At 57.6% G+C, this 19,766-nt stretch carries 17 protein-coding genes and 1 other RNA gene; 7 read left to right on the plus strand and 11 right to left on the minus strand.

The features are described 5' to 3' along the window. Positions 1-2: 2 nt before the first annotated feature. Entirely contained in the window at positions 3-1,748 is a 1,746-nt protein-coding gene (locus tag ACX3P5_RS15025; protein WP_458968941.1) for a dihydroxyacetone kinase family protein, read from the minus strand. Beyond that, complete coding sequence (locus ACX3P5_RS15030) at positions 1,745-3,082, minus strand: MFS transporter (RefSeq protein ID WP_233987204.1); 1,338 nt, start codon at positions 3,080-3,082, stop codon at positions 1,745-1,747. The genes ACX3P5_RS15025 and ACX3P5_RS15030 overlap by 4 nt, the downstream gene beginning before the upstream one ends. Before the next feature lie 435 nt (positions 3,083-3,517). Between ACX3P5_RS15030 and rpiB the strand changes: the two genes are divergently transcribed. Together rpiB and tal are read left to right on the plus strand one after the other, a co-directional pair. Next, entirely contained in the window at positions 3,518-3,976 is a 459-nt protein-coding gene (gene rpiB / locus ACX3P5_RS15035) for a ribose 5-phosphate isomerase B (protein ID WP_064703550.1), read from the plus strand. A 142-nt stretch (positions 3,977-4,118) separates the two neighbouring features. After that, positions 4,119-5,069, plus strand: a complete 951-nt coding sequence (gene tal / locus ACX3P5_RS15040; RefSeq protein WP_233987203.1) for a transaldolase — start codon at positions 4,119-4,121, stop codon at positions 5,067-5,069. Positions 5,070-5,100: 31 nt separating this feature from the next. Here tal and trhA read toward each other — a convergent pair whose 3' ends face one another. Then, positions 5,101-5,754 carry a PAQR family membrane homeostasis protein TrhA gene (gene trhA, locus ACX3P5_RS15045; protein ID WP_336756466.1) on the minus strand — a complete coding sequence of 218 codons (654 nt, stop codon included), beginning with the start codon at positions 5,752-5,754 and terminating at the stop codon, positions 5,101-5,103. Positions 5,755-5,922: 168 nt separating this feature from the next. Between trhA and ACX3P5_RS15050 the strand changes: the two genes are divergently transcribed. After that, positions 5,923-6,642, plus strand: coding sequence for a MurR/RpiR family transcriptional regulator (locus tag ACX3P5_RS15050; RefSeq protein WP_336756468.1), 720 nt, complete (start codon positions 5,923-5,925; stop codon positions 6,640-6,642). A gap of 115 nt (positions 6,643-6,757) precedes the next feature. Beyond that, on the plus strand, positions 6,758-8,197 hold the full coding sequence (locus ACX3P5_RS15055; RefSeq protein WP_233987200.1) for a 6-phospho-beta-glucosidase: 1,440 nt from the start codon (positions 6,758-6,760) through the stop codon (positions 8,195-8,197). A gap of 38 nt (positions 8,198-8,235) precedes the next feature. Here ACX3P5_RS15055 and ACX3P5_RS15060 read toward each other — a convergent pair whose 3' ends face one another. The 8 genes from ACX3P5_RS15060 to ACX3P5_RS15095 form a co-directional block, all read right to left on the minus strand. Next, positions 8,236-8,979: an SDR family oxidoreductase gene (locus ACX3P5_RS15060; protein ID WP_336756471.1), complete on the minus strand. Its 744-nt coding sequence runs from the start codon at positions 8,977-8,979 to the stop codon at positions 8,236-8,238. A 74-nt stretch (positions 8,980-9,053) separates the two neighbouring features. Next, complete coding sequence (gcvP, locus tag ACX3P5_RS15065) at positions 9,054-11,927, minus strand: aminomethyl-transferring glycine dehydrogenase (protein WP_458968942.1); 2,874 nt, start codon at positions 11,925-11,927, stop codon at positions 9,054-9,056. Between the two features lie 80 nt (positions 11,928-12,007). Next, on the minus strand, positions 12,008-12,394 hold the full coding sequence (gcvH, locus tag ACX3P5_RS15070) for a glycine cleavage system protein GcvH (protein ID WP_233987195.1): 387 nt from the start codon (positions 12,392-12,394) through the stop codon (positions 12,008-12,010). Between the two features lie 23 nt (positions 12,395-12,417). Continuing rightward, positions 12,418-13,515 carry a glycine cleavage system aminomethyltransferase GcvT gene (gcvT, locus tag ACX3P5_RS15075; protein WP_336756473.1) on the minus strand — a complete coding sequence of 366 codons (1,098 nt, stop codon included), beginning with the start codon at positions 13,513-13,515 and terminating at the stop codon, positions 12,418-12,420. A gap of 440 nt (positions 13,516-13,955) precedes the next feature. Then, a complete protein-coding gene (gene ubiI / locus ACX3P5_RS15080; RefSeq protein ID WP_233987193.1) occupies positions 13,956-15,158 on the minus strand; it encodes an FAD-dependent 2-octaprenylphenol hydroxylase in 1,203 nt (400 codons plus the stop codon). A gap of 13 nt (positions 15,159-15,171) precedes the next feature. Then, positions 15,172-16,350 carry a 2-octaprenyl-6-methoxyphenyl hydroxylase gene (gene ubiH / locus ACX3P5_RS15085; RefSeq protein WP_458968943.1) on the minus strand — a complete coding sequence of 393 codons (1,179 nt, stop codon included), beginning with the start codon at positions 16,348-16,350 and terminating at the stop codon, positions 15,172-15,174. Next, entirely contained in the window at positions 16,347-17,669 is a 1,323-nt protein-coding gene (gene pepP, locus ACX3P5_RS15090) for a Xaa-Pro aminopeptidase (RefSeq protein ID WP_233987191.1), read from the minus strand. Before pepP ends, ubiH begins: the two co-directional genes overlap by 4 nt. Before the next feature lie 59 nt (positions 17,670-17,728). Next, complete coding sequence (locus ACX3P5_RS15095) at positions 17,729-18,307, minus strand: YecA/YgfB family protein (protein WP_094120674.1); 579 nt, start codon at positions 18,305-18,307, stop codon at positions 17,729-17,731. A 170-nt stretch (positions 18,308-18,477) separates the two neighbouring features. On the opposite strand from ACX3P5_RS15095, the gene zapA reads away from it, so the two are divergent. The 3 genes from zapA to ACX3P5_RS15110 all read left to right on the plus strand — a co-directional run bounded on the left by zapA (position 18,478) and on the right by ACX3P5_RS15110 (position 19,741). Further along, positions 18,478-18,807, plus strand: a complete 330-nt coding sequence (gene zapA, locus ACX3P5_RS15100) for a cell division protein ZapA (protein WP_094120675.1) — start codon at positions 18,478-18,480, stop codon at positions 18,805-18,807. A gap of 39 nt (positions 18,808-18,846) precedes the next feature. Then, positions 18,847-19,030: non-coding RNA, 6S RNA (gene ssrS / locus ACX3P5_RS15105), on the plus strand. 99 nt (positions 19,031-19,129) lie between these two features. Beyond that, a complete protein-coding gene (locus ACX3P5_RS15110; protein WP_233987190.1) occupies positions 19,130-19,741 on the plus strand; it encodes a 5-formyltetrahydrofolate cyclo-ligase in 612 nt (203 codons plus the stop codon). Positions 19,742-19,766 lie beyond the last annotated feature (25 nt).

Consider the following 19,766-nt stretch of genomic DNA (forward strand, 5'->3'; position numbering starts at 1 on the left):
GCTCAGACTCCCTGATCCGCGGTGGCGTGATCTTTCAGCAAATCGGCCACGGTATTGACGATCATCGCCAGCGAAATCGCGCCTGCATCGGGCGTGCCGAGGCTTTTTTCAGCCAGCGGCCGGGCGCGCCCCATTTTCGGCAGCAGTTGCGCCGTGGCCTGCGCGGCGTCATCAGCCACCCGTGCCGCTTCGCACCAGGCCTCGGTCAGTGAGCTACCGCGCGCAACGGCGGCGTTCAGGCTGTCGCTGAACGGGACCAGCACATCCACCATAGTCTTATCGCCGACCCGCGCTTTGCCGAAATGCTGAATCCCTTCCTGCGCCTGCCGCACGCCACGGGCAATGCGTGCAGCGTCCGGCGTCTGGCTGTCACCGATGGCGGTTCCGATGGCGGTCAGCGCCACGCCCCACAGTGCGCCGGAGGTGCCACCCGCTTTATCAGCCCAGGCATCAGCCGCACGACATAACAGCGTGCCGGCTCCCGCGCCTCGCGCCGCCACCTCACGCGCCTTTTCAACCGCGCCCAGCACGCCGCGTTCCATCCCGATGCCGTGATCGCCATCGCCTGCCACCGCATCAATATCACCCAGTTTTTCGGCGTTGCGTTGCAGCATGGTGGCTACCGCCTCCAGCAGTTGCAGCAGCTGTTGTGCGCTCTGCTGTGAGTCAGCGCTGGCGACAGGCAGGCTCTCTTCCGCCTGCTCCAGCATCGCATCCGGCCCCAGCGCTTCGGCAACGATGACGCTGCCTTTGCGGTAGGCTGGAGCATTGGCCGGGGCGCGCCAGAAGGTTTCCAGCTCATCATCCAGCCACATCAACGTCAGTGAAGCGCCAGCCATATTGAAGCTGGTAACAAATTCGCCGACGTCCGGTTCAATGACCTGCAACTGCGCCGCCTCAAGCAGCTGCGCCACCCGGCGATAGACCACGAACAGCTCTTCATATTTCACCGTGCCGAGGCCATTAAGGATCACCGCAACCCGCTCTCCCGCCGTCTGGCTGATGCCCGGCGGCAGCTCGCTGAGCAGTCGGTTAACGAAAATTTCGGCCAGCTCATCGGCAGTCGGCACGGCCGATTCGTTGATACCCGGTTCGCCATGAATGCCCAGCCCCAGCGCCATGCGCCCTTTTTCCACTTCGAACAACGGGTGCGACGCGCCCGGTAAGGTACAGCCAGAAAACGCCACGCCAAACGAACGGGTGCGATTATTGGCATGCTGCGCCAGCCTGAGTACCTGCTTCAGTGGATGGCCCGCTTCGGCAGCGGCGCAGGCAACTTTGAACACCGTCAGATCACCGGCGACGCCGCGCCGTTTCTCAATCTCGTCGATGCCGGCGCTGGAAATATCGTCGGTGACCGCCAGGATCTCGCACGGGATCCCATCGCCGCGCAGACGCTCACAGGCCTGACCGAAATGCAGCACGTCACCGGCATAGTTGCCGAACATCAGTAACACGCCACCGCCATTACTGGCAGCGCGCGCCACATTATAAATTTGCTGCGCCGACGGCGAGGCAAACAGATTGCCCATCGCCGCGCCGTGCGCCAGACCTTGTCCAACCAACCCGGCGAACGCCGGATAGTGGCCTGAGCCACCACCCACCACGACCGCTACGCTGCCCGGCTGGCTGCGGGTGTTGCGCACCACCCCGCCCGGCACCTGACGTACTTTATCGGCATTAGCGGCCACGAAGCCTTCGATCAGTTCAGCCGCAAAAGCGGAAGGCTGGTTAAACAGGTAAGTCATGGTAATTGCTCCTGTGCGAGAGAGGTCGGTTCAAGCTGGCGGCTACGGTTCAGCAACAGCATCAGCACTGCTGACAACAACATGAAGCCGCCAACCACAAACATCGGTACGGTGTAGCTGCTGGTGGCATCGTGCAGCGCGCCGGTGATATAGCCCGCCGAGAAGCCCGCCACATTGCCCAGCGTGTTAATCAGGGCGATGGCGGCCGCAGCCGAAGCGCCGGTCAGAAACTGCGTCGGCAACGTCCAGAAATTGGGTAAGGCGGCAAAGATAGAGCTGGCGGTAATCGCAATCACCATGATGGTGGTGAAAGGCGAGTCCATGAACAGCGCCAGCGGCACGCTGATGCCACCGGTCACCGCAGGAATCGCGATGTGCCAGGTTTTGCAGCCACGACGAGAGGCGTCACGGGACCAGAAGAACATCACCACCGCGGCAATCAGGTAAGGCACGCCGGTGATCAATCCTTTCTGCATCACATTGAAGGTGGTGCCGAACTGCTGCTGGAAGCCGCCGATGATGGTCGGCAGGAAAAAGGCCAGCGCGTAGAGGCCGTAGATAAAACCGAAGTAGATCAGACACAGCATCCAGACGCGGCGATTGCCAAGAATGCTGCGCACGCCCTGGTGTCCGGTCTGGGTTTTCGTCTTATGTTCTGCATCCAGCTCGCGGGTCAGCCAGTTTTTCTCGTCAGCCGTCAGCCATTTCGCCTGACGCGGTGTATCCACCAGCCAGAACAGCGCCACGATGCCGATCAGAATGGCCGGGATGGAGACACCGAGGAACATCACGCGCCAGCCCGCCAGGCCAAACAGGCCATGCTGTTCAATAAAGGATGCCGCCAGCGGTGCGCCGAATACCACGGTCAGTGGCTGCGCCAGATAAAACAGCGACAGGATTTTGCTGCGGTGGCGTGCGGGCACCCACATGCTGAGATAGAGGATCGCGCCGGGAAAAAAGCCCGCTTCCGCAATGCCCAGCAGCAGGCGCAGGGTATAGAGCCCATTAATGCTGCTGACCCAGGTAAAGAGCAGCGACACGATGCCCCAGCTGATCATGATGCGCGCCAGCCATTTACGGGCGCCAAAGCGATGCAGCGCCAGATTGCTCGGCACTTCCAGCAGGATATAACCGATGAAAAAGATGCCGGAGGCGAGACCGAACTGCACGGCGGTCAGGCCGAGATCCTGCGTCATGCCATTGGGTCCGGCGAATGAAATCGCCGTACGGTCGAGGAAGTTGATAAAAAACATCAGGGCGACAAACGGCACCAGTCGCCAGGAGATCTTACGAATCGCGGATTGCTCCACGTCAGTCATTGTGGTCCGGGTCATGACGCACCTCCGGTCTGGGCGCGATAAAAAGTGGTGTCAGGTGTTGGCAACGCACGCGGTGCATTGTCGAAGCAGGTGCAAAAAACAGGGCTTGGGTAATCCATGTGCGAGTCCTCAATGGGTCTTCTTGTACATTGGTATCACTATTCGAACAAATGAACAGTACACGTATAATTGAGCAGCTCTCAACAGCAACGGTGAGATCTGTGATCCTCTTCAAATGAATTAAATTCAGCGCAATTTTCAGATAACCTGCCGGTATGCCGCGCCGGGCGGGGAAGAATCACGCTTACAGCGCAGCCAGTCGCCGCGACGCCGCGTAAAACAAATGAAATACTATTGAACATATGAACAGAAATGTGTCAGGCTAAAGCTGAACATTTTTACGCCTGTCATTGCGTGGCGGGCTAAGCGGGTAACTGGCTGGAGAAGACGATGAAAACGATCGCGATTGGCGCCGATGATGCGGCGATTGAACTGAAAAACTTGATTAAACGTCATCTGGAAGAGAAGCAGTACGAAGTGGTGGATTACAGCAATGACGCCCGCAATGACCGCCCGATGTATCCGGACGTGGCCTTCGCGCTGGCGACGGCAATCCAGCAGGGAAAATATCAGCGCGGCATTCTGCTGTGCGGTACCGGCATTGGCGTGGCGATCGTGGCCAATAAAGTCCCTGGCGTCCGGGCGGCCCAGTGCCATGACACCTTCTCGGCCGAGCGCGCCCGCAAAAGTAATAATGCGCAGGTGATGACGATGGGCGCACGCGTGGTGGGACCGGAGCTGGCGAAAAGCATCGTCAATGCCTGGCTGGCGTCGGAGTTTGAGGCCGGTGGGTCGAGCGCAAAAGTCGATAAAATTGATTATTACGAGCAGGCGAGCCTGAATAAGTAAGCCGCGCTTTTTCATCAGGCGAAGCCGCCCGTTACCGGACTCCGCCTGACTTTCCTTTACCACACCACCAGAGAGGCGACGCGGCTTTCGCAGGGAAAAGTGTGCCTGGCGTGGCGCTGCGGGTCTGACTATGGAGCAGAAAATGAACCCTTTAGAGGCGTTGAAACAGTTCACCACCGTGGTGGCCGACAGCGGCGATATCGAGGCGATACGTCGCTATCACCCGCAGGATGCCACCACTAATCCGTCACTGATCCTGAAAGCGGCGACGCTGCCCCGCTACCAGCCACTGATTGAGCAGGCGATTGAGGACGCCCGCACGCAGGGCGGCAGCAAACAGACGCAGATCATCAATGCCAGCGATCGGGTCGCGGTTAACCTTGGGGTGGAGATTCTGAAAAGCGTGCCGGGCCGGGTTTCGACCGAGGTGGATGCGCGTCTCTCCTTTGATCGCGGCATGTGCGTCACCAAAGCCGAAAAGCTGGTGCGGATGTATGAAGAGCAAGGGATTGATCGCTCACGCATTCTGATCAAGCTGGCGGCCACCTGGGAAGGGATCCGCGCGGCTGAAACCCTGGAGCGCAACGGCATCCAGTGCAACCTGACGCTGCTGTTTTCCTTTGCTCAGGCGCAGGCCTGTGCCGAAGCGGGAGTGTTTCTGATTTCGCCATTTGTCGGACGTATCTATGACTGGCATCAGAGCCGCAATCCAGAGACGGAGTACGATGCGCAGCGCGATCCCGGCGTGGTGTCAGTACGCAACATTTATCACTACTACAAATCTCACCGCTATCAGACGGTGATTATGGGCGCCAGCTTTCGTAAAACCGAACAGGTGCTGGCGCTGGCGGGCTGCGATCGACTGACCATCTCCCCCGATCTGCTGCAGAGCCTGGAAAGCAGCACGCTACCGGTGACGCGCCAGTTAACACCTTCGACGGCGGTGTCGAATCCACCCTCTCCGCTGACGGAAGCGCAATTCCGCTGGCTGCATAATCAGGACCCAATGGCGGTCGATAAACTGGCGGAAGGCATCCGCCAGTTCGCTGTGGATCAGCAAAAGCTGGAAGATATGCTCGCTTCACGGCTCTGATGGTCGCCAGGCGGAAGCCCGTTCCGCCTGGCTAACTGACATAAAAATAGATCGCACAGAAATGGCAGACAGAGCCGCCCAGTACAAACGCGTGCCAGATCGCATGATTATAAGGAATGCGGCGCGCCACATAGAAAATCACCCCCAGCGAATAGATGATACCGCCGATGGCCAGCAGCCAGATGCCGCCCGGTGCCAGCGTCATCGCCAGCTGATAGACCACAATCAGCGACAGCCAGCCCATGCAGAGATAGGTCACCAGCGACAGCACTTTGAAACGATGGGCAATGGTCAGCTTAAAGATGATACCGGCCAGCGCCAGGCCCCAGATCACCACCATCAGGCCGTATGCCAGCGGCGACTTCAGGCCCACCAGCAGGAAAGGCGTATAGGTGCCGGCGATCAGCAGATAGATGGCGCAGTGATCCAGTTTTTTCAGCCAGGGCCTGGCCCGGCCGTTGGGAATGGCGTGATAAAGCGTTGAGGCGAGAAACAGCAGGATCATGCTGCCGCCATACAGGCTGTAGCTGGTGATGGCGGTGGCATCTGCACCGGTCTCAAACGCCTTGTTGAGCATCAGAACCAGGGCAACAATGCCAAACAGGCAGCCCAGCCCATGACTGATGCTATTAGCAATTTCCTCGGAGAGTGAATAGCCTGGCGAGGGGATACGCGTGGTGGTCATAAGGTGTCCTGAAAGTGAAGCCATAACGAAAACAGGACCATCAGAGTAGCCAACTCCGCTTTCGGTGTACACATGTACGCTGAAAATAATCTGTGAAACGTTGTAACGGTCAAACCCGCCGATGAATCTGGTAAACTGTCGGCTGGTCAACTGTACAATGAGCCATCCATGTTTTCGCACCGCGATCTCGCCCGCCTTAATGACCTGGAAATGCAGGTCTATCAGTTCATCATCAAACATCGTGAACGTGTTGGTTATATGACCATTCGCGAGCTGGCCGAGCAGGCCGCGGTTTCCACCACCACCGTGCTACGCTTTTGCCGCAAGATGCACTGCGAAGGCTGGTCAGAATTTCGTATCCGGCTGCGGTTAACCGAGCAGCAGAGTGCACCGCAGGTGAATACCGCCAGCGTCCATGAGATGTTGAGTTTTTTTAAAAGTATTAATAACGACGAGTTCGGCCAGTTGATTGCCCAGGCGGCGCAAAAGATTAATCAGGCTGAGCGGGTGTTTTTTATTGGCGTCGGAACGTCGGGCAGCCTGGCGAAATATGGCGCGCGTTTCTTCTCTAACCTCGGTAAATTCAGCCACGCGATTGACGATCCCTATTATCCCGTCAGCCCCGATCTGTATGAAAATGCAATTGCGATTATTCTGTCGGTTTCCGGCGAGACCGAAGAGATCCTGCGTATTGCCAGCCAGTTCAGTGCAAATAAGTGCAAACTTATCGCTATAACCAACACTGAGAGCTGCTCGCTGGCGAAAATGAGTGATTTCAGCCTCTGTTACCACGTCCCGATCATCCGCATGGCCGATAATTATGACATCACCACTCAGGTGCCGGTCACCTATATTATCGAGGCGATTGGGCGCCAGCTAGGGAAATAAAACAGGCTGTTTTCTGGCTGTAACAGATCACATTACTGGCGCGTTGTTATATCGTGACTTTCATTATTGCCTTGCTACACTCACTGCAATTTCAATATCCGTAATGGAGTGAAGCATGAGTGCAGAATTGCAGTTACCAAAAGGGTTTCTTTGGGGCGGTGCGGTTGCGGCGCATCAGGTTGAAGGCGGCTGGGATCAGGGCGGTAAAGGCGTCAGCATCGCTGATGTGCTGACCGGCGGCTCACACGGCGTCGATCGGGTGATCACTGACGGCGTTCAGCCCGGCAACTTTTATCCGAACCATCAGGCGGTGGAGTTCTACTCTCACTATAAGCAGGATGTGGCGCTGTTTGCCGAGATGGGCTTCAAATGCTTCCGCACCTCGATTGCCTGGACCCGCATCTTCCCGAATGGTGACGAGCAACAGCCCAATGAAGCTGGCCTGCAATTCTACGACGATCTGTTTGATGAACTGCTGAAGTACGGCATTGAACCAGTCATCACCCTTTCTCACTTCGAAATGCCTTATCACCTGGTGAAACAGTATGGCGGCTGGCACAACCGCAAGGTAGTCGATTTCTTTGTGCGCTTCAGCGAAGTGGTGCTGAATCGCTATAAAAACAAAGTGAAATACTGGATGACCTTTAACGAGATCAATAACCAGCGCAACTGGCAATATCCGCTGTTTGGTTACTGCTGCTCTGGCGTGATCTTTACCGAGCATGAGAAACCGGAACAGGCGATGTATCAGGTGATGCACCACCAGTTTGTTGCCAGCGCGAAGGTGGTGAAACTCGGTCATGCCATTAATCCTGACTTTCAGATTGGCTGCATGATCGCCATGGTGCCGGTCTATCCTTTCTCCTGTCATCCTGATGATGTGGTGCTGGCGCAGGAAGCGATGCATCAGCGTTACGTGTTCAGCGATGTGCAGATGCGCGGCTACTATCCGGCTTACACTCTGAAAGAGTGGGCGCGTAAAGGCTATGAGATCCAGATGGAAGCGGATGACGCCGATACGCTGCGTCAGGGCTGTGCAGACTACGTCGGCTTCAGTTACTACATGAGTAACGCAGTGAAAACCGATGCCAGCGGCGTGGATGACCCGATCACCGGCTTCGAAGGCGTGGTAAAAAATCCCCACGTTAAAGCCTCTGACTGGGGCTGGCAGATTGACCCCGTCGGCCTGCGTTACGCGCTTAACGAACTCTATGAACGCTATCAGAAGCCGCTGTTTATCGTCGAGAACGGCTTTGGGGCTATCGACAAGCCAAACGATGCAGGCGTGATTGAAGATGATTACCGCATCGACTATCTGCGCGCCCACATCGAAGAGATGAAAAAAGCAGTCACTTACGACGGTGTAGAGCTAATGGGCTATACGCCGTGGGGCTGCCTGGATTGCGTCTCCTTCACCACCGGCCAGTACGATAAGCGTTACGGCTTTATTCACGTCAATAAAAACGACGACGGCAGCGGCGATTTCTCCCGTTCGAAGAAGAAGAGCTTTAACTGGTATCAGCAGGTTATCGCCAGCAATGGCGAAAACCTGTAACGGGTGACGCCGCGGCTGAAAAGCAGCGGCGTGCTGCGTTAGCGCCCACCGGCAGCATCAATGATGCTGCCGGTGACGTAAGAGGCGGCCTCGCTGGCCAGCCAGACAATCGCTTCCGCGACCTCCTCCGCCTGCCCGCCGCGCCCCATCGGGATCGCACTGGCGAGGCGATCAACCCGACCCGGCTCACCGCCATCGGCATGCATTTCCGTGTAGATGAATCCCGGACGAACCCCGTTAACCCGAATCCCCTGCTGCGCCACTTCCAGCGATAATCCTTTGGTCAGCGTATCCATCGCGCCTTTCGACGCGGCATAATCGACATACTCACCCGGTGCGCCAATCCGGGCCGCGGCTGATGAGACATTCACTATCGCGCCGCCCTGACCGCCGTGATGGGTTCCCATTCGTTTGACGGCTTCGCGGCAGCAGAGAAAGGTGCCGATGACGTTGGTCGCAAAAACTTTGTGCAGGCGGGCCGCATCGAGCTGCTCGACCCGGCACTGCTGAAACAGAATCCCGGCGTTGTTAACCAGCAGGGTCAGCGGCGCGGACTGGTGATCGAGCTGCGCAAACATTGCCATCACCTGCGCTTCATCGGCAATATCCGCCTGCAGCGCAAAGGCCTCGCCGCCCTGCTGCTGGATCGCGCTCACCACCTGCTGTGCTTCCGCCTCGCGCTGGCGATAATTGACCGCCACCCGATAGCCTCTGGCGGCCAGTAATAGGGCGGTGGCGCGTCCGATACCGCGACTGCCGCCGGTAACCAGTGCTAATTTCATCTTGTCTCCCATAAAAAAAGGGCCGACGAATCGGCCCTGTTCAGGTTGGTTTAGCGGTTTCGCGTATACGCGCGTTACTGATAATCGCTCATCGGTACGCAGGAGCAGAACAGATTGCGATCGCCAAACACATCATCCAGACGTTTTACCGTCGGCCAGTATTTGTTATGGCTGCCCGCCGGGAAAACCGCCAGCTCACGGCTGTAGGGATGCGTCCACTCGCTGACGATTTCCAGCTGAGTATGCGGCGCATTGACCAGCGGATTGTCTTCCAGCGGCCATTCGCCCGCCGTTACCCGGTCGATCTCCATACGGATAGAGAGCATCGCGTCGATAAAACGATCCAGTTCGATTTTGCTTTCCGATTCGGTCGGTTCAACCATCAATGTTCCCGCCACCGGGAACGACATGGTCGGTGCGTGGAAACCGTAGTCAATCAGACGCTTGGCAATATCCAGTTCGCTGATACCGGTCTGCTCTTTCAGCGGGCGGATATCGAGAATGCATTCATGCGCGACCCGACCATCACGACCGGTATAGAGCACCGGATAGGCTGACTGCAAACGACTGGCGATATAGTTGGCATTCAGGATCGCCACTGAACTGGCCTGCTTCAGCCCTTCCGCGCCCATCATGCGAATGTACATCCAGCTGATCGGCAGAATAGAGGCGCTGCCAAACGGTGCCGCTGACACCGCACCCTGCTGCGTTAATACGCCATCGATCTGCACCACGCTGTGACCCGGAACAAACGGGGCCAGATGCGCTTTCACGCCAATCGGTCCCATGCCCGGTCCGCCGCCGCCGTGCGGAATACAGAACGTTTTATGCAGGTTAAGGTGCGACACATCCGCGCCAATGTAGCCCGGCGTGGTGATACCGACCTGCGCATTCATGTTGGCGCCGTCGAGGTAAACCTGACCGCCATACTGATGCACAATCTGGCAGACTTCGCGGATGGTCTCTTCATATACGCCGTGGGTCGACGGATAGGTCACCATGATGCAGGAGAGTTTGTCGCCTGCCAGTGCCGCTTTCTCGCGCAGATCGCCGAGGTCAATGTTGCCCTGTTTATCACAGGCCACAACCACCACATCCATGCCGGCCATCTGTGCGGATGCCGGATTGGTGCCGTGGGCCGAGCTCGGGATCAGGCAGAGGTGACGATCGCCCTGGTTGCGGCTTTCGTGATAGCGACGAATCGCCAGCAGACCGGCATATTCGCCCTGCGCGCCAGAGTTCGGCTGCATACAAAGCGCATCGTAGCCGGTGAGCTGTACCAGCCACTGCGACAGCTGACCGATCATCTGCAGATAACCGCTCGCCTGTTCTGCCGGGCAGAACGGATGCAGTTCAGCAAATTCCGGCCAGGTGATCGGGATCATTTCCGCCGCGGCATTGAGTTTCATGGTGCAGGAGCCAAGAGGGATCATCGCCTGATTCAGCGCCAGATCCTTTTTCTCCAGGCTGTGCATGTAGCGCATCATCTCGGTTTCACTGTGATGACGGTTAAACACCGGATGCGTCAGGATCTCACTGTGGCGCAGTAAACCGGCCGGAATTGACTGGCTCTCCAGCGCAACGTCGTGGTCGAGCTTATCCAGATCCAGCCCGTGCGCGTCACCCAGCAGAATGGCGAACAGCGTCAGAATATCTTCACGCTGGGTGGTTTCGTCCAGCGTGATGCCAACTGCCTGATGAATATCGCTACGCAGGTTAACGCCAAAGCTCAGGGCGCGGTTCAGCACCGCCGCTTTGTCTGAGACCTCCACCGTCAGGGTATCGAACCAGTGCTGATGGCGCAGCATCAGACCGCCCTGTTGCAGGCCCGCCGCCAGAATGTTGGTAAAACGATGGATGCGCGAGGCGATGCGTTTGAGGCCCGCCGGACCGTGGAATACCGCATAAAGTCCGGCGATATTCGCCAGCAGCACCTGAGAAGTACAGATGTTGGAGTTGGCCTTTTCGCGACGGATATGCTGTTCACGGGTCTGCATCGCCATGCGCAGCGCGGTATGACCGGCAGCATCACGGGAGACGCCGATGATGCGGCCCGGCATCGAGCGTTTATGCTCATCGCGGCTGGCGAAGAAGGCCGCGTGCGGACCGCCGTAACCCATCGGCACGCCGAAGCGCTGCGCAGAGCCAAACACAATATCCGCACCCTGCTTGCCTGGCGCTTCCAGCAGCACCAGCGACATGAAATCGGCAGCCATGCTGACCACCACTTTGCGGGCTTTCAGCGCGGCAATCAGCGCGCTGTAATCGTGCGCTTCGCCGGTGGTGCCAACCTGTTGCAGCAGCACGCCAAACAGATCGTCATGATCCAGGGCTTTTTCGGCTTCATCGATAATCAGTTCAAAACCAAAGGTTTCGGCACGGGTTCGCACCACATCAAGCGTTTGTGGATGAATATCCCCGGCAATAAAAAATTTAGTGGCGTTTTTCAGCTTGCTGACGCGTTTTGCCATCGCCATCGCTTCTGCAGCGGCGGTGGCTTCGTCCAGCAGCGAGGCGGAGGCGATATCCATGCCGGTCAGATCCAGGGTCAGCTGCTGGAAGTTTAACAACGCCTCCAGTCGTCCCTGTGAGACCTCCGGCTGATACGGCGTATAGGCGGTGTACCAGCCTGGATTCTCCAACATATTCCGCAGGATCACCGGTGGCGTGATTACCGCGCTGTATCCCATGCCGATCCAGGATTTGTAACGCAGATTCTGACTGGCTATTGCTTTCAGTTCAGCCAGCGCCTGCTGTTCCGTGGCGGCTTCACCGACCGCTGGCGGGCCAGGCAACTGAATATCTGCCGGAACAATCGCGCCGATTAATGCCTCCAGCGACGGAGCGCCAATAGCGTCAAGCATCATCGCTTGTTGCTCAGGTGAAGGACCGATATGGCGCTCGATGAATGCACCGTTGTGTTCAAGCTGGCTGAGAGTCTGAGTCATTAGCAGTAAATCCTGAATCGGGCTGGGGAACAGAGAGAGCAAACAGAAATCTGCGGCCCCGACGAGAGGCCGCCTGACGATTACTCGTCGATAGACGCTTTATACGCATCTGCATCCAGCAGCGCGTCAATTTCTGACTCGTCACTGGCTTTGATTTTGAATAACCAGCCGCCGTCATACGGCTCGCTGTTGACCTGCTCTGGTGCGTCGGACAGCGCATCATTGACCGCCACAATCTCACCGCTGATCGGCGCATAGATATCTGATGCGGCTTTGACCGACTCGGCGACGGCACACTCTTCACCGGCCGCAAAGGTTGTCCCTACTTCAGGCAGATCGACAAACACCATGTCACCCAGCAGTTCCTGTGCGTGTTCGGTGATCCCCACGGTGTAAGAACCATCTTCTTCTTTGCGCACCCACTCGTGGCTGTCGCGGTACTTCAACGTATTCGGCACATTGCTCATTGGCCATTTCTCCTGAATAAAATTTACTGGGCGACCGGTTTACCGGCGCGGACAAAAATCGGTCGGGTAACCTTTACCGGCATCTGACGGTTACGAATCTCAACGATGGCGGTGTCGCCAATCGAGGCCGGCACCCGCGCCAGGGCAATGCTGTAACCCAGCGTGGGCGAAAAAGAGCCGCTGGTGATGATCCCTTCCTGCGGCTCGCCCTGGTCGTCGGTGAAGCGCACCGGCAGCCCGTTACGCAGCACGCCTTTTTCGGTCAGGATCAGCCCAACCAGTTTTTCTGTGCCGCGTTCACGCTGGAGTTCCAGTGCTTCACGGCCGATAAAAGCCCGGTCAGCAGGCTCCCAGCTCACCGTCCAGCCCATATTGGCGGCCAGCGGAGAAACGCCTTCATCCATCTCCTGACCGTAAAGGTTCATGCCCGCTTCCAGCCGCAGCGTGTCGCGCGCGCCCAGCCCGGCCGGCCTGACGCCGGCGGCCAGCAGTCGCTGCCAGAAATCGGCTGCCTGCTCTGCCGGTAATGCAATTTCATATCCCGCTTCACCGGTATAGCCGGTAGTGGCGATAAACAGCCCCTCCGCCTCAACGCCAAAGAACGGCTTCATACCGGCCACCGCCTGCCGCTGTGCGTCGCTGAACAGCGTCTGCGCTTTCTGCTGCGCCTGCGGACCCTGAACGGCAATCAGCGCCAGGTCGTCACGTTCGGTCAGCGTAATGCCGTAGCCCTCGGCATGCCGGGCGATCCAGGCGAGGTCGTTCTCACGGGTGGCGGAGTTCACCACCAGCCGGAAAAAATCTTCGCTCATAAAGTAAACAATTAAATCGTCAATGACGCCACCCGACGCATTCAGCATGCCGGTGTAGAGCGCTTTGCCGGGCTGGGTCAGTTTTGCCACATCATTTGCCAGCAGGTAGCGCAGAAACTCGCGGGTACGCGGGCCTTTCAGGTCAACAATCGTCATGTGGGAGACATCAAACATCCCGGCGTCATTACGCACCGCATGATGCTCGTCCATCTGGGAGCCATAATGCAGCGGCATCATCCAGCCATGAAAATCGACCATGCGGGCGCCGCAGGCCTGATGCTGTTCAAATAGAGGTGTTTGCTGAGTCATAACCATCCTGTGCAGAAGCGAGTGAGTAGCAAAGCGCGCCGGAAACGGTGCCGACGCAAACGTTCTCTTTAGCCTGACGTTACCACCGAATCTGACGATTAACCATAAGCAAACCGGGGTCGAAAGCTGATGCACAGCCTAACCAGGATTCCACATCGACAGGATAAAAAACTGCGATTTTGTGATTAATCACGCAATAAATGCAGGGAGGTTGAATATACCCAGCAAATTTATGCGAGAAGCCGTTCAGGATGTTAAAAAAACACCGTGACGGTTTGGCAACCGAATAAGAAAAAGTAATGCGAATTGCGCGGCAAAATTAGAATAAATCAAACGAAGGGCAATGGTGGTGCGGCGCTGCATTGTGATGGTGCAGCGCGGATTTCAGCGATAAAAAAGGCCAGCAAATGCTGGCCTGGTAGTGAGCGCTGACGCTGCGTTTATCGCAGCCACGCCGGCAGATCATTCAGGCCCATCGCCTGCTTCAGCATCAGCGGTTTGACGCCCGGCAGGCTGTCCGCCAGCTTGAGGCCAACGTCGCGCAGCAGCTTTTTGGCCGGATGAGTGCCGGAGAACATTTCGCGGAAGCCCTGCATGCCAGCCAGCATCATCGCAGCGCTGTGCTTACGGCTGCGCTCGTAGCGGCGCAGGTAGAGGTGCTGTCCGATATCTTTACCCTGCTGGTGCAGACGGCGAATCTCGCCAATCAGTTCAGCCGCGTCCATAAAGCCCAGGTTGACGCCCTGCCCTGCCAGCGGATGAATGGTGTGGGCCGCATCGCCCACCAGCGCCAGACGATGCGCGGCAAAGTTGCGGGCATAGCGCGCCATCAGAGGGAAGGTTTTGCGCTCGCTCTCCAGCTGGCACAGGCCGAGCCGCATATCAAACGCCACCGACAGCTGCTGGTTGAACAGCGCTTCCGGCATCGTCTCCAGCCGGCTTGCTTCCTGCGGCGACAGCGACCAGACAATCGAACTCAGATGCGGGTCCTGCATCGGCAGGAAAGCCAGGATACCGTCACCATGAAACACCTGACGCGCCACTGCGTCGTGCGGCAGCGCAGTACGGACGTTGGCGACCAGGGCGTGATGATCGTAATCCCAGAAGGTCAGCGGAATATCTGCTTTGTTACGCAGCCAGGAGTTGGCCCCGTCAGCGGCAATCATCAGACGCGCCGTTAACATGCTGCCATCCTGCAGGGTAATAAAGGCTTCATTGTCGCCAAACGCCACCTGCTGCAGCTGTGAGGGCGCCATCAGCGTGACGTCGCTGCAGACGCTGGCGCGTTGCCACAGGGCGCGATGAATCACCGGATTTTCGATGATATGACCCAGATGAGAAAGCCCCTGCTGCTGGTCGTCAAAAGCGATAGCTCCGAAGCTATCTTTGTCCCACACTTCCATGCCGTGATAGGCGCTGGCGCGCAGCGAAAGAATGGTCGACCAGACATCCAGCTTCTGCAGCAGCCGTTCGCTGGCGGCATTAATGGCCGAAACGCGAATCGAGGGTGCATCACTCAGGCTGAGCGGTGGCTCGGGCGATTTTTCCAGTACCGCGATGCGCAGTCCGCTGCCTTGCAGGCCGCAGGCGACCGCCAGTCCGACCATACCGCCACCGGCGATCACCACATCAAAAGTTTGCATCAAAGCCTCTTTATTAACGCTTAACCCAGCCAAGCGTACGCTCAGCCAGTTGATTTCGTAGCCACGGCAGATGATCCATCGCCATCAGGCCCAGATTGCGCCCGATTACCAGCGGCGTATGCCGGTTCGCGAAGATGCGGACTAAGCCGTCGGTAATGCCGATGGTCGCGGCGCGATCCTGTTCACGGCGCTGCTGATACTGATTCAGCACCGCATAGCTGCCGGGGTCCTGCTGCTGTCGATGGGCTGAGGCCAGCGTCTCGGCCAGGGACATCACATCGCGCAGGCCAAGGTTAAAGCCCTGTCCGGCTATCGGGTGCAGCGTCTGCGCCGCGTTACCGACTACCGCTACCCGATGCGTGACCGGCTGCACCGCCCGGTGCAGCGCCAGCGGGTAACATTCACGCTGACCGGCATGCGTAAATTTGCCCAGCCGCCAGCCAAACGCCCGTTGCAGTTCACGAAGAAAGTCAGCATCACTCCAGCGCATAACCGCATCACGCTGTGACAGCGGATGGCACCACACCAGCGACAGGCGATTACCGGACATCGGTAGCAACGCCAGCGGGCCGTGCTCGGTAAAGCGTTCAAACGCACGTCCCTGATGCGGCAACGCCGTGGTGACATTAGCAATCAATGCCAGTTGCTGGTAGTCGCTGGTTTGCCACTGGATACCGCAGGAGGCCGCCAGCGCCGAACGTGAGCCATCGGCTGCCACCAGCAGGTCGCCACTGAGCTGCTCGCCGTTATCCAGCGTTACCCTGACCTGCTGCGCGCTGCGACTGGCCTGCGTAACGCGAGCCGGACAGCGCAGCGTGACGCCCGGCGCTTTTTTCAGCTCAGCAAACAGACGCTGTCCGACATCGAACAGCTCCACCACCTGCCCCAGCGCCGGAATGTCGTAATCCTCCGCCGCCAGCGAGACGAATCCCGCATGGCCGCGATCGGAGACATGAATGTGGGTAATCGGTGTGGCACAGCCGGCAATGCGCTGCCACAGGTTGATATCGGCCAGCTGCTGACAGGTACCGGCTGCCAGTGCTATAGCGCGGCCGTCATAGCCTGGGTGCGACCGGCTGGCGGGCTCGCTGCTTTCGATCAGCGTCACCGGCAGCTGGCCCTGCGTCAGATGGGATATCGCCAGCGCCAGCGTTGCGCCGGTCATGCCGCCACCGGCAATCAGAATAGTCATGCTGTTTTTGCCGCCGCCATTAATGCTTCGATCGCTTCGGCATCCTTCACCACGCTGTCGGTCAGATTTTCATTGCCGGTTTCGGTGATCAGAATGTCATCTTCGATACGAATGCCAATGCCGCGATACTCTGCCGGGACATCAGCATCCGGGGCGATGTAGATCCCCGGCTCCACGGTCAGTACCATGCCTGGCTCCAGCACCCGATCGCGGCTTGGGGTACCGTAGTGCCCCACATCGTGCACGTCCAGACCCAGCCAGTGGCTGAGGCCATGCATATAGAACTGGCGATGCGCCTCTTCAGCAATCAGGGTTTCGACTTCACCCTCCAGCACGCCCAGCTCTACCAGGCCGCTGACCATAATCCGCACCACTTCGTCATTCACTTCACGGATGCTGATGCCCGGCCGGAACAGCGTGAGAGAGGTGTAGAGAGAGGCCAGAACGATGTCATAGATGGCGCGTTGCGGGGCGCTGAATTTCCCGTTAACCGGGAAGGTGCGGGTAATATCGCCGGCATAGCCGTGAAACTCACAGCCTGCATCGATCAGCACCAGGTCGCCGTCGCGCAGTTCACTCTCATTTTCGGTGTAGTGCAGAATGCAGCCGTTTTCACCGGCGCCAACAATGGTGTTGTAAGCCGGAAAGCGGGCGCCGTGACGGGAAAATTCGTGATGAATTTCGCCTTCGAGCTGATATTCATACATCCCGGGGCGGCAGGCTTCCATCGCCCGGGTATGCGCCAGGGCGCTGATTTTGCCGGCGCGGCGCAACAAGGCAATCTCATCCTCATCCTTGAACAGGCGCATCTCATGCACCCACGGACGCCAGTCGGTCACCGTCGCCGGTGCGCTGAGATTCTGGCGGAAACCGCGGCGCAGCTTATCCAGTGCGTTAAACACCAGCGTGTCGGCTTCCGCATGTTCGCCCTGCGCATGGTAAACCACATCCAGACCGTTCAGCAGCAGGTGCAGCTGTTCGCCAATATCGTTCCACGGCAAAGCGCGATCGACACCCAGCTTTGCCGGTGCCGCCTCCTGCCCCAGTCGACGTCCGAACCAGACTTCCGCGGTCAGATCCCGTACCCGGTTAAACAGAACGCTGTGGTTATGCGTTTCGTCACTTTTAATCAGCACCAGCAGCGCCTGCGGCTCGTTGAAGCCGGTGAAATACCAGAAGTCGCTGTTCTGACGGAACGGATATTCAGTGTCGTTGCTGCGCGTCACTTCAGGCGCGGCAAACAGCAACGCGGCGCTGCCGGGTACCATTTTCGCTAACAGCGCCTGTCGACGCTGCTGGAATCTGTCCAGTGAAATCATCTCTGCACTCCCTGTAATCTGATCGGATTGAACTGACCGGTTGACCCGTTAACGTAAGTTTAGTGTAGCGTCGGTTTCCGGACTTCTGGCGCGGTCGGCTGCGGACGGGTAAAGGTGTCGTGACACAGCAACGCCGCCACACGCACATACTCAATCACCTCCTCCAGCGACTGTTCCAGCTCTTCCTCATCTTCGTCTTCCTCATAGCCCAGCTGGGCGATGGTGCGAAGATCATCGATCGCCTCACCGGTCTCGCCGGTGACTTTATCCAGTTTAGGCTGTGTCACGCCGAGGCCGAGCAGAAAATGGTTTACCCAGCCGGCCAGCGCATCGGCGCGATCGAATACCGTGATGTCATCATCGCTCGGCAGCAGCAGCTGAAACAGAAAACCTTCATCTTCCAGCGTGGTGGCGATATTTTCGTGCAGCGCCTGTAACGGCATCGACAGGCTTTGTGAAAACGCCATGCCCTCATTGGCCAGATCGTGCACCAGGGTCTTCCAGCTCGGGTCCTGATTGCCGCCGCACAGGATGCCGCTCAGCAAGCCATGCATTTCCGCTGGGGTCATTCCTACGCCCTGCTGTGAGAGCGCCGCCGCCAGCGCGTTGTAATCGGGGGTTGCGTTCTGTAAGGACATAAGTTTTCATCGTCGTTGGCAGAATAAGTTCGTGTTATGCTACCACTAGCTGCCTCAAGGTTTCCAGAAAAGGGGTTGTAACTTATTTCGCGGGTCTATATAGTTGCCCACCTCTCAAACCATTGATGGTTAAGGGAGTTGCGGGCGAAGTAATCAGTCAGGAAGGTGGCATGTCTGCACAACCGGTAGATTTACAAATTTTTGGTCGTTCGTTGAGAGTGAATTGTCCGCCTGAACAGCAAGATGCGCTGAATGCAGCGGCTGAAGATCTCAATCAACGGTTGCAAGATCTAAAAGTTCGCACTAGAGTCACCAATACAGAACAACTGGTGTTCATCGCCGCGTTAAACGTCTGCCACGAGCTGGCGCAAGAGAAAGTGAAAACGCGCGATTATGCTGCTAATATGGAACAGCGTATCCGTATGTTGCAGCAGACGATTGAACAGGCGCTGGTTGAGCAAGGTCGCATCACTGAGCGTGAGGATGCGAAGTTCGAATAAAACTTCATGGTTGCTATACTCTGGTAACGGTGAGGTAAATTTTCTCTGAGATGTTTGCATGTGGGCCAGTCCCCTGAGCCGATATTTCAAAAAAACAGAATGTGACGCTCCGTAACCTGTGAGCATGCTCGGTCCGTCCGAGAAGCCTGATGGTTGCGACGGCATATTCACCTTGAACCAAGGGTTCAAGGGTTACAGCCTACGGCGGCATCTCGGAGATCTCTCTTCTGTAGTCCCTGTGTACTACCCTGTTCGTCCCGGTATTTTTCCCCGACTGTCATGTTATAGTTGCTGCTTGAGCGACTTATCCGGCGGGGAAACCATGTCTGAACCTTCTCAGCGACCCAATGCAATCCAGCCTCAACGCCAGGCAATTCGCCAGCACGTCCGCCATTTACGGCGCGCACTAACCGATGAGCAGCAAACCCTGGCCGCTGAGCAGCTCGCTGAACACGCCCTGAATTACGCTCCACTGACTGAAGCGCTCAATATCGCCCTGTTCCTGTCGGTGGATGGCGAGCTCAATACCCGTCCGCTGATTGCCCGTCTCTGGCATCTGAAGAAAGCGGTTTATCTGCCAGTATTACACCCCTTTTCCCCCGGTAATTTGTTATTCCTGCGCTACTCACCCGATACCCTGCTGCGCAAAAATAAACTCCATATTCCCGAGCCGCCGCTGGATATCCGGCAGTTGATCACCCTCGATCAGCTGGATGTGATGATGGTGCCGCTGGTGGCTTTTGATCAATATGGACAACGTCTGGGAATGGGCGGCGGTTTTTACGATCGCACGCTGCAGAACTGGCGACAGCATGGTTTCCTGCCGGTCGGGCTGGCGCATGACTGTCAGTGTGTCGATAGCCTGCCGGTTGCGGAGTGGGATGTGCCGTTACCAGCGGTGCTGACGCCGTCAAAGCTGTGGCAGTGGGAGTAAGATAGCTGAGCAAAAAAAGAGGCGC

Source organism: Pantoea sp. S-LA4 (assembly GCF_054482835.1).